Source organism: Synechococcus sp. H60.1 (genome assembly GCF_047462335.1).
GTDB lineage: Bacteria > Cyanobacteriota > Cyanobacteriia > Thermostichales > Thermostichaceae > Thermostichus.
Window position 1 is genome coordinate 20034 of record NZ_JANSJA010000193.1, and the last position, 10233, is coordinate 30266.

At 59.5% G+C, this 10233-nt stretch carries 10 protein-coding genes; 3 read left to right on the forward strand and 7 right to left on the reverse strand.

Annotated features, from left to right (window positions below; translation table 11 throughout):
- Nucleotides 1-445: 445 nt before the first annotated feature.
- Entirely contained in the window at nt 446-1978 is a 1533-nt protein-coding gene (locus tag NW852_RS09920) for a leucyl aminopeptidase (protein WP_414370204.1), read from the reverse strand.
- Nucleotides 1979-2120: 142 nt separating this feature from the next.
- Between NW852_RS09920 and NW852_RS09925 the strand changes: the two genes are divergently transcribed.
- Entirely contained in the window at nt 2121-2909 is a 789-nt protein-coding gene (locus NW852_RS09925) for a hypothetical protein (RefSeq protein ID WP_414370206.1), read from the forward strand.
- On the opposite strand, the gene NW852_RS09930 is transcribed toward NW852_RS09925, so the two are convergent.
- The 5 genes from NW852_RS09930 to cfa form a co-directional block, all read right to left on the reverse strand.
- Nucleotides 2906-3742 (reverse strand): metal ABC transporter permease, encoded by an 837-nt coding sequence (locus tag NW852_RS09930; RefSeq protein ID WP_414370207.1) that lies wholly within the window; start codon nt 3740-3742, stop codon nt 2906-2908. The two genes, NW852_RS09925 and NW852_RS09930, sit on opposite strands and share 4 nt — an antisense overlap.
- Before the next feature lie 9 nt (nt 3743-3751).
- Nucleotides 3752-4528 (reverse strand): metal ABC transporter ATP-binding protein, encoded by a 777-nt coding sequence (locus NW852_RS09935; RefSeq protein WP_414426696.1) that lies wholly within the window; start codon nt 4526-4528, stop codon nt 3752-3754.
- Nucleotides 4525-5622: a metal ABC transporter solute-binding protein, Zn/Mn family gene (locus tag NW852_RS09940; protein ID WP_414370209.1), complete on the reverse strand. Its 1098-nt coding sequence runs from the start codon at nt 5620-5622 to the stop codon at nt 4525-4527. The genes NW852_RS09935 and NW852_RS09940 overlap by 4 nt, the downstream gene beginning before the upstream one ends.
- 13 nt (nt 5623-5635) lie before the next feature.
- Nucleotides 5636-6079 (reverse strand): SufE family protein, encoded by a 444-nt coding sequence (locus NW852_RS09945; protein WP_414366388.1) that lies wholly within the window; start codon nt 6077-6079, stop codon nt 5636-5638.
- Between the two features lie 89 nt (nt 6080-6168).
- Nucleotides 6169-7308, reverse strand: coding sequence for a cyclopropane fatty acyl phospholipid synthase (gene cfa, locus NW852_RS09950; protein WP_414366390.1), 1140 nt, complete (start codon nt 7306-7308; stop codon nt 6169-6171).
- 605 nt (nt 7309-7913) lie between these two features.
- Between cfa and NW852_RS09955 the strand changes: the two genes are divergently transcribed.
- A complete protein-coding gene (locus NW852_RS09955) occupies nt 7914-8336 on the forward strand; it encodes an archease (RefSeq protein ID WP_414366392.1) in 423 nt (140 codons plus the stop codon).
- 12 nt (nt 8337-8348) lie between these two features.
- Nucleotides 8349-9779: an RtcB family protein gene (locus NW852_RS09960; RefSeq protein ID WP_414398893.1), complete on the forward strand. Its 1431-nt coding sequence runs from the start codon at nt 8349-8351 to the stop codon at nt 9777-9779.
- 224 nt (nt 9780-10003) lie between these two features.
- Here the strand turns inward: NW852_RS09960 and NW852_RS09965 are convergent.
- Nucleotides 10004-10233, reverse strand: a 230-nt coding sequence (locus NW852_RS09965) for a YmdB family metallophosphoesterase (RefSeq protein ID WP_414426697.1), incomplete at its 5' end; no start/stop codon positions are given.

Below are 10233 nucleotides of genomic sequence, written 5' to 3' on the forward strand. Positions count from 1 at the left end.
AGCAATTCCTTCAACCACGATTGCCCTTCAAGGTGGAACTCTGGCTCCGAATTCCTCCTGCGTGGTTTCTGTATCTGTGGAACAGATCAGTCCAGTGGCGGCAACTTACACAAATCCCCCAGTTACTCTCTTCAGCAGTGGGGCGCCGCCAGTAACTTCCCTTAACCCAGCTACTGTGACTTTCATTCCTTAACCCAGCTACTGTGACTTTCAATTAGGGTCGGTCTAGAGTTCTTGCTGTTGACCCAAGCAAGGCTTGGGAAGCTCTACTCCCCTTACGAGTAGCAACACTGTTTTCAACAAAGCCTAAGGAGGGATCCTGTAAACTGCCGGCGCCTAGCAACATCTCGATCATAAGCTGCTAGGGTCAAGAAGCGATTGTGGGCAATCTCACTGCCGCAACAAGCAGAACCTTGGGAGCGGAGAACAATAGCAAGCAACCAGGCTAGGGGGAGGTGGCTGCAGCCTGCCGCGCCAAGACCCACTCCACCAGGGTGCGCACGCCGTAGCCGGTGGCGCCTTTGTTGTTGTAGCCCGCATCCTTCTCTGTCCACACCGGGCCGGCTATGTCTAGGTGGGCCCAGGGGGTTTTCTCCACAAATTGTTTAAGGAAGAGGGCAGCGGTGATGGAGCCGCCGGAGCGGGGGCCGGTGTTCTTCATGTCGGCCACGGTGGAGCTGAGGCCCTCGAAATAGCTCTCTTCCAAGGGTAGGCGCCAGATCTTCTCACCAGAGAGGTTGGCCGCCTGCTGCACCTCTTGAGCCAGGGCCTCATTGGGGGTAAAGAGGCCGGCAATTTCTTCTCCCAGCGCAATGACGCAGGCGCCGGTTAGGGTAGCTAGATCCACAATGGCGTCCACCCCCAGCTTTTCGGCAAACACCAAAGCATCGGCCAGGGTGAGGCGGCCTTCGGCATCGGTGTTGTTGACCTCAATGGTCTTGCCGTTGGAGGCGGTGAGGATGTCCCCGGGGTGGAGGGCACGGCCGCTAATCATATTTTCAGTGGCGGCGACGATAAAGTGCACCTCTACCTGTGGCTTGAGGGCAGCTAGGGCCCGGGCCGCTCCCAAGACGGCTGCAGCTCCGCCCATATCGGTTTTCATCATGGCAATGCTGCGGGAGTCGGTTTTGATGTTCAGCCCGCCGGAATCGAAGGTGAGGCCCTTGCCCACCAGGGCCAGCTTGGCGACGGGATCCCCTTCTTTGGGCTTGTAGGTGAGGTGGATAAACTGGGGCGGCAGATCTGAGGCCTGGGCCACGCCGAGGAAAGCCCCCATGCCTAAGGCTTGGCACTCTTCCCGTCCTAGGATCTCCACCTCCAGGCCGTAGTCTTGGGCCAGTTGCCGGGCAGTGTCGGCCAGGGCAGGGGGTGTGACGACATTGGCAGGGGCGGCCACCAGTTCGCGGGCCAGGATCGTCCCGGCAGCCATCTCGGTGGCCCGCTGCAGGGCGCTTTCATAGTCTTGGCGGGCCTGGGCCAGGCCTGGCACCAGGAGGGTGACTTCCTCAACGGAAAAGCCGCGCTCTTCCTCGGGCTTGGGCTGGGATTTAAAGCGGTTGTCCTGGTGGGCCACAAGGAGGCTGGCTTCGGCTACTGCCTGCACCGCCCGCACCGGATCCAGCCCCGTTTCTGGCAAGGACAGCACCACCTGCTTAGCTTTAAGGCTGTGGGCCTGGCGCAGACCGTTGGCAGTGGCCCGCCGCAGCGCTTCCAGCGTCAGCGCAGCCGGATCCCCAAGCCCCACCAACACCAGCTTGCGGATGGCTCCTGGCAGGCGCAGAGCAAGGCTGCTATTGGGCTTGCCCTGGAACTTCTGTTCTTGAACCGCTTCCGCCACCAGCCCCGACCCCACTTTCTCGTCCGAGGCAGCAATCTCGGCAGGCAGCGAGAAGGTGGCGTTTTCGCCGGTGGGGGCAAAGCAGTAAACCAGGGCGCATTCTGCCTGTGTTAGGGGCGGCTCGCCAAGACGAAGCTGCATGGGAAACCTTTAGCCAAGCTAGGGACAACAGACTCTCAGTGTAGCCAATTCCGCCACTTCTAGGACAGGGGATCCCTTGGCTGGCATCGACGTTGGCTTTTCTAGCCAATAGCCTTTAATCAGGAAGGGAGGAAACCAAGGTATGGCCTGGCGGCGGCGTTCCATCCTTCAGCTTGGGGTTATTGCCGGCGCAATGCTCCTGGCGCTGGCGCTAGGGGGGGTGGGATCCCTGGCCCAGGCGCAGAGGCCCCTGGAAGAGCTGCCGCAGCCGGTTCGCCTCAAGCTGCCCCCCGGCCTAGCCCGCTACACCTATGACAAGTCGGCGGGAGACTACTTCGAAGAAATCGAGCCGCTGCTGCCGGGCGGAGCTTACGCCCAGTGGGCCTTCTACCCCGTCCCTGTCTACATTCAGGGAGATCACCCCCAGTGGAAAACCTTTGTGGAGCAGGCGGTAAAGGAGTGGTCGGCCTACCTCCCCCTGAAGGTGGTGGGCAAAGAAGAGGAGGCCCTCTACGGGATAAGCATCTACCGCGTTCCTGCCATTGGCGAAGGGATAGCGGGGGCAGCCCGGCCTGAGTTTTTCTTTGCCGCCGATGGCTCGCTGCAGCAGCGGGTGCGCATTGTCATTGCCGAAGGCCAGGGATTGGCAGAAGTGACGGCGGTGGCCCGGCACGAGATTGGCCATGGGCTGGGGCTGTGGGGCCATAGTCCCAACCCGCGGGATCTGATGTACGGCGGCCACCATGCAGCGGCTACCGGCAATCGCCGCCTGCTGCGGGTGCCCACCATCACCAAACGGGATCTCAATACCCTCAAGCGGGTTTACGAGCAGCCCACCCTCATGGGCCAGGTCTTCCCGGAGAGCTACCGCCGCCTGTTTGGCCAGCTTCTGCCGGAGAGAATCTTAGGAATGGGAATGGCCGGCAGCTAGCGCCGCAGCAGTTGCGCTCCCCCCTTCAGCCCCATGGCCAGGAGAAAAAACAGCAACTGGGTGGTCACAATGCTGGGGCCGGAGGGGAGGTTGAAGGCGGCTGAGAGGAGGATCCCCAGCACGGCGCTTAAGCCCCCCAAGCCCATGGCCAGCAGCACATAGGTTGTAAAGCTGGATGCCAAAAGCCGCGCCGTCGAGGCAGGGATCACCACAAAGGCGCTCACCAATAGCACCCCCACCGAGCGGATCGACAGAGCCACCACCAGCGCCAGCAGCACCACAAAGGCCAGCCGCTGCCAGCCCCCCTCTACCCCCCGCGCCCGCGCCAGCGACTCATCCAGGGTGAGCAGCATCTGGGCAGGCAAGGTCAGCCCAATATACCCCAGAGCCAAGAGCAGGAGCAGGCCGCTCATCCACAAGGCCGGCAGACTGATGCCGAGAATATCCCCAAGCAGCAACTGGTTAAGGTTGCCGCGGTAGCCAGGGATCAGGCTGAGGCCAATGATGGCCAGGGCCAAGGAGGAGGAGTAGATGATGTTTAGCACCGCATCCGCCGAAAGCTGGGTGTGTTCCAGGACAAAAGTCACCCCCAGGGCAAACACTACCCCAAACACCATCAGCACCGCTGTGGGATCCAGCCCCAAGGCCACTCCCACGAGAATACCCAGCAGCGCCGAATGCCCCAAGGCATCACTAAAAAACGCCAACTGCCGAAAGATGGCAAAACTGCCCAAAAGCCCCCCCGTCACCCCCGTCAGGATGCCGCCTAGGAGAGCCCGCTGCATGAAGGGCAACTGCAGCCATTCCACCACCTGCGCCCAGGTCTCCGGCATTGCCCCTCCTCAGTGGTGGTGGATGTAGCGGGCAAACTCGGGGCCGTAGACGCGGCTGAGCATCTCCGGCGCCAGGGCCGCCTCAGGGGATCCCTGACAAATCAGGGAGCGGTTGAGACACAGCACGCGGTCACAGTAGCGGGACACCATCTCTAGGTCGTGGGAGACCTGCAGGATGGCCCAGCCCAGGAAGCGGCGCAGCTCTTCCAATAGCCGATAGAATTCCCCTTCGCTGAGGCTATCTAGACCAGCGGGGGCCTCGTCCAGCACCAGCAGCCGCCGCGGCCAGACTAGACAATAGGCCAACAACACGCGCTTCAGCTCGCCGCCGCTCAGTTGACCCAGGGGCTTAGAGGCCAGGTGCAGAGCCTCGGCCCGTTGCAAGGCTTTCTGGACGGCCTCCTGCCGAGCAGCTCGCTGCTGCCAGGGCCAGCGGGGCCTAAGGGATCCCCAGCCCAGGGCGACAAACTCCGCCACTGTTAGGGGGAGGGCGGGGTTGAAGTGCAAGCGCTGCGGCACATAGGCAAGCTGCTGCCGCACTTTCTGGGGCAAGTACCCTGACAGGCGCAGCGGCTCCCCTAGGATGGAAACCGAGCCACACTGCCGCGGCAGGATGCCCAAGATGGCCTGCACCAAGGTGCTCTTGCCGGCGCCGTTGGGGCCAACAATGGCCGTATGGGATCCCGCCTCTAGCGCAAACGACACGTTCTGCACGGCCAAGTGGGATCCGCGGCAGACAGTCAGCCCCTCCACCCGCAGGACAACCTCGTCAGAATGGAAGCTCATCGCCCCCTTGCCAGCAGGTGCTCAAGAGCAGCCTGACCCACCAAGGGCAACTGCAGGGGAACCCAGGCCTTCTCTTTCTCGAAAGCGGAGACTAGGTTTTCCACGTTCTGCCGCAGGATGGTTAGGTAGTACTCCGGCTCGATCCCCTCTGGGCCAGCCGTTTCCAAGGGATCGAATACACGGACTTGTACCCCCAGATCTCTAGCCAAGACCTCAAAGGGGTTGTCCTTCCCCACTTGTGGCTCCACCAGGATTGTCTTTAGGCCCGACTGCCGCACCGTATCCATCACCCGCCGCACATCTTCCGGAGAGGGGCTGGCTTCCGGGATCTCCACCAGGAACTCCGCTTTGAGGTTGTAGCGCTCGGCAAAGTAAGGGGCAAAGTCGTGGAAGACCACAAAGCTCCTGCCGGCGAAGGGAGCTAATTTCTGCTCGATTTCTTTATCCAAAGCTTCCAGTTGCTCGATAAAGGCAGCGGCATTGGCGCGGTAGATCTCTGCCCCTTCTGGATCGACAGCAATGAGGCCGTCGCGGATGTTTTCCACCTGCCGAATGGCCCGCCTGGGATCCAGCCAGATGTGGGGGTTCAACTTGCCGTGAGAGTGCCCGTGACCATGAGAATGGCCATGGCCGTGGCTGTGACCATGAGAATGGCCATGGCTGTGGGAGTGGCCATGCTCTGGCTCCTGGGTCTGCAAAGTCGGGATCCCTTGGCTGCTGTCAATGATGCGCAGCTTCGGATTGCCGGCGTTGGCAATCAATCCCTCCAAAAAGGTCTCCATTCCCAACCCGTTGATCACCAGCACATCCGCCTGGGACAGCAGGCGCGCATCCTCGGGTCGGGCCTGAAAGTCGTGGGGCCCCATCTGGGGAGGGATCAGGGGTTTCACCTCGGCCCGCTCCCCGGCCACGGCGCGGGTAAATTGCGTTATCGGCAGGATTGTGGTCACTACCTGCGGGGGAGTGGATCCCTGCTGGGCCTGGGATCTCTCTTGGCGCATCTGCAAGCTGCCCAGGATCCCGACCGAAAGGGCCGCCACCAGCGAGGCCAGCGATCGCAGGGGTCGGGCCGAACGCAGAGAGTTATTAGCCATGAGCCCTAACACCTCACGAGACAACAGAGACAGCAGCGTCGGAAGCGCCTGACTTCTGGAAAGCCAAGGCCCGCTGCTGCAGCAGCGAAAACATACTCACCAGGCCGTTGCTGCGGGAAGGGCTAAGGCTGAAGTTGAGGCCCATTTCCCGCACAAACTCCAGGGAAACCCCCAAAATTTCCTCTGGTGCTGAGCCACTTAGCCCCTCCACCAAAACGGCCACCAAGCCCTTGACCAACTGGGCATCGGCATCTCCCTGGATGTAGACCTTGCCGTCTCTTAGCTCGGTGGCCAGCCACACCCGCGAAGCACAACCCCGCACGAGATTCTCCTCTGTTCGCTGGGAATCGGGGAAAGGGGGCAGGCGCTTGGCATAGGCCAGCAGCAACTCGTACTTCTGACGAGAGGTTTTGGCCTTTTGAAAGCGCGCGACAATCTGCCGCAGAGCTTCGGGCATCAACCCACTTGCCTGAATGAGAATGATAATCAAAAGTCATCGTAGCACGCGGCTTGGGGAGCCCAAGGGGTTGGCGGGGGAGGAAACAACTACCGCACCGAGCGGTAGCCGCCCCTTACTCCCCTGGGCGAGAGGACTAGTTGCCAAAGCTGGCTGGCGCGGGCCTTGAAGCTGCCAGCACTCATCAGCAGGTAAAGCTTCCACATGCGGCGAAAGCGCTCGTCGTAGCGACCAGCCAGTTGGGGCCATGCCCGCTCAAAATTGGTGTGCCAAGCTTTTAGGGTGGTCACGTAGTTGATCCCAAAGTTGTGCCAGTCTTCCAGAACAAATAGGCCCTCGAAAGCCGCTGTTATCTGACGAGGCGAGGGCAGCATCGAGTTGGGAAAAATGTAGCGCTCAATCCACGGATCCCGCCCCTGGTAGGCAACGTTGGCGCCGATGGTGTGGAGAAGAAACAAGCCATCCTCTTTGAGAAGGCGACGGACTACCTGCATAAATGTTCGGTAGTTGCGGTAGCCCACATGCTCAAACATGCCCACAGAAAGGATCCGATCAAACTTTCCCTGCGTCTGGCAATAGTCTTCCAGCCGAATCTCCACCGGTAGGCCGCGGCAGCGTTCGCTGGCTAGCCTGGCCTGCTCTTGCGAGACGGTGATGCCCACCACCTGTACACTGTAGCGTTCGGCCAGGTACTGTGCCGTGCCGCCCCAACCACAGCCGATGTCGAGCACGCGCATGCCGGGCTGGAGATCTAGCTTGCGGGCAATGAGATCCAGCTTGGCTTCCTGGGCTTCGTCGAGGGTTTGTGCCCCCCCATCCCAATAAGCACAGCTATAGATCTGGCGGCGATCCAGCATGGCCTCGTAGAGGTCATGGCCAAGGTCGTAGTGGCGCTGGCCAACCACAAACGCTCCCTTACCCCGCTGGCGGTTGATGAGGCGACTGTCCAAGGCAAGCAGGAGCCGAACTGGCCAGCCCACTCGCTCGGCTGCCCGACTGGTGAGGAGACGACAAACCAGCTCATCAATAGCCTCGCAATCCCACCACCCCTCCAGGTAGGCCTCGCCAAAGCCCAGGGATCCATAGAGCAAGCAGCGCAGGTAAAGCCGCTCGTCGTGGACTTGCAGATCCCAGGGCCGCGAGCCATTGACAGCTATATCGGCAGCCTCCAAAAGCCTAAGTCCATAGCTGCGTGCCAGCCGATGCAGGATGTTGAGATCTTTCCTCATCGCTGGGATCCCCCTGCCGTCGAAAGGATCAGTGTTGGCTATTCATTTTCCAGTAGCCCTACCGCTGTCAAGGGCTTTCTGTCAACAGCCCAGGTCGCCTTCTGGTTTTCGTCGTCAGTGCCGACCACTCTCGAAGCAGCAAGTTGCCCAAAAACCCAAGAGTGCGCCGATCTCGCCTTCTACCTAATTTTGGCTGCCCTCATCCCAATCAGCTATCTCTAGAGTTCCTATCCCCCACAGATCCCAGGAGATGGGATCCTCGAAGTGCCCTCAGCGAACCCAGATTCCCGCTTTTCTCCAGTTTCTAGGGATCCCCAAACAGAAAAATAGAGCCACAAACACCTCCCCTATTAGCGGGAGGTTTTTCCCATTGGGATCTCCCGAAGGAGTAATTCCACAAGCTCTGCCAACCTCAAAAAAGTCTCCCATTCCTATGCAGGAGGAAGAACAAGAGACGAATACAATAGTAGTACCCTAGTGGTTGTTTCTGTTTCCAACCTCCAGGGATCCCCTTGCAGAGGGAGCGATAAGTTGCGTAAGTTACGGTATCGCTGCCGAGTCTAGATGACATTGGGCTTCGGCCTGCCCTGAACAAGGAGACTGCCGTGGTGCAGGCAAGATGGGAGCATTTTGAACACATGGCCGACATTGGCGTCCGCGGCTATGGGGCAACGCCGGAGGAAGCCTTTGCCCAGGCAGCTTTGGCCCTGACTGCGGCGATCACTAGCGTGGATGAAGTAGATCCCAGGGAGCGGCTAGAGATCGAGCTAGAAAATTCAGGCGATCTGGAACTATTGTTGGTGGACTTCCTGAATGCAGTGATCTACGAGATGGCAGTTAGAGGAATGCTGTTTGGGAAAGTTGAAGTGCATCTTGCAAAAGACCATCTCAAAGCCAGCCTGTGGGGGGAAAGAGTTGACCGCACCAAGCACCGACCGGCAGTAGAAGTTAAAGGGGCAACTTACACGCAACTCAAGGTGGCCCAAGAGGGTGAGCTTTGGGTGGCACAGTGTGTGGTGGACGTGTAAGGGAGGCAGTCTATGGATATCAGGAAACTTGAGCGTCTAGATGAAACGGTTTGGCGCATTCCTCCTAAAGGCAAAATGCGTGTCCCGGTCTTGATCTTTGCCGATGAAGAGTTAATCCGGGAGATGGACGACAAAGTGGCCGAGCAGGCCAGCAACGTGACCACTTTGCCAGGGATCGTGGGAGCGTGTTATGTGATGCCAGATGCCCACTGGGGCTATGGCTTTCCCATCGGTGGGGTGGCCGCCTTCGATGCAGAAGAAGGGGGGGTGATTTCCGCTGGTGGAGTGGGATTTGACATCTCCTGCGGCGTGAGAACCTTGCGGACGGGGCTGACGCGCGAAGAAGTGGAGGAAGCAGCAGAACCCTTAGCCAATGCCTTGTATGCCAGCGTACCGGTAGGGCTCGGCAGCCGCAGCAAGCTTTCCTTGAGCGACAAAGAGATGGAAGCCATGCTGGAAGGCGGAGCAGAATGGGCTGTGGCTCAAGGCTACGGCAAGAAAGCAGATCTAGAGCACATCGAAGAACATGGCCGCATGCGTGGAGCAAAGCCAGGCGAAGTCTCCGCCTACGCCCGTGAACGCCAGCGGCGCGAGATGGGAACCCTAGGCTCAGGTAACCACTACCTCGAAGTCCAGGTTGTCGACGAGATCTACGATCCCAAGGCTGCCGAGAGTTTTGGTCTCAGGCAGGGGGAAGTTGTCATTACTATTCACTGCGGCTCGCGGGGCCTGGGTCACCAGATTGGCACTGAATATTTGAAGAAGATGCAACAGGCAGCTAAAGAACACGGCATAGAGCTGCCTGATCGCGAGCTGGCATGTGCGCCTTTGCAGTCCAAAGTGGGGCAAAGCTACCTGGGAGCAATGCGGGCAGCCGTCAACTGCGCCTTGGCTAACCGCCAGATCATCACCCACTGGGTGCGCCAGGTATTCGCCGAGCTTTTTCCCAAGGCTGAACTCGACCTCATCTACGATGTCTCCCACAACACCTGCAAGGAGGAGACACATATCATAGAGGGGAAAAAACGCCGCCTGTTTGTCCACCGCAAGGGGGCAACGCGCGCTTTTGGGCCCGGCCACCCAGAGATCCCTCAGGCTTTTCGTTCCATCGGTCAGCCGGTAATCATCGGTGGCTCCATGGGCACGGCCTCCTACATTCTGGTCGGCACCGAGCAAAGTGAGGCCCTTGCCCTCTCTTCAGCTTGCCACGGGGCCGGAAGGGCGATGAGTCGCAACCAGGCTCTCAAAGCCTGGACAGGGCAGGAGATTATCGAACAACTGCGACGGCGCGGCGTCATTGTGCGCAGTCCTTCTCTGCGGGGGGTAGCCGAAGAAGCGCCCCAGGCCTACAAAAACGTAGACAAAGTTGTGCGCGCTGCCGACCAAGCCAAGATCGCTAAACTCGTAGCGCGCTTAAGGCCTATTCTGTGTATCAAAGGCTAGGGATCCCCCGAAAGGGGAAGCTATTTTTGGGGGCTTAATGCCCCTTTTTTCGTTGTTTTTAATTCCTAGGGATCCCCCCGAAGAGCTAACCGCCCACCTCCCCTCTCCCAGTGGGAGAGAGGGTGGGGGTGAGGGAAGTTGGATCCCCCCCCCGATGGGGGAACACTGTTATCCAAAGCACCTATGGTGCGTTTCTGAATGCGCAAATTTTCTAGGGATCCCCCTTAAAATAAACAAAAAGTAAGGCTCGGTGGTTCTTTCGACGGGCTTTGCGGATCATTAGCAAAAGGAGGAGTGTCATAGCTGGCGAGATTAACCACACGAAGCCGCAACCCACCTTTGTAAAGGATGGTTGCACCCCGTCCTGGCGCTGTCATCCCATAGTTAAGCGGACGCAAAACGTGCGGATCGCTGTGTACATGATGACCTTCTATGCTATCCCAGGAATGATTAC

Excerpts from the sequence above, each read along its gene's own strand:
- NW852_RS09920 (WP_414370204.1), bottom strand. The coding sequence starts at position 1,978 with ATGCAGCTTCGTCTTGGCGAGCCGCCCCTAACACAGGCAGAATGCGCC.
- NW852_RS09925 (WP_414370206.1), top strand. The coding sequence starts at position 2,121 with ATGGCCTGGCGGCGGCGTTCCATCCTTCAGCTTGGGGTTATTGCCGGC.
- NW852_RS09930 (WP_414370207.1), bottom strand. The coding sequence starts at position 3,742 with ATGCCGGAGACCTGGGCGCAGGTGGTGGAATGGCTGCAGTTGCCCTTC.
- NW852_RS09935 (WP_414426696.1), bottom strand. The coding sequence starts at position 4,528 with ATGAGCTTCCATTCTGACGAGGTTGTCCTGCGGGTGGAGGGGCTGACT.
- NW852_RS09940 (WP_414370209.1), bottom strand. The coding sequence starts at position 5,622 with ATGGCTAATAACTCTCTGCGTTCGGCCCGACCCCTGCGATCGCTGGCC.
- NW852_RS09945 (WP_414366388.1), bottom strand. The coding sequence starts at position 6,079 with ATGCCCGAAGCTCTGCGGCAGATTGTCGCGCGCTTTCAAAAGGCCAAA.
- cfa (WP_414366390.1), bottom strand. The coding sequence starts at position 7,308 with ATGAGGAAAGATCTCAACATCCTGCATCGGCTGGCACGCAGCTATGGA.
- NW852_RS09960 (WP_414398893.1), top strand. The coding sequence starts at position 8,349 with ATGGATATCAGGAAACTTGAGCGTCTAGATGAAACGGTTTGGCGCATT.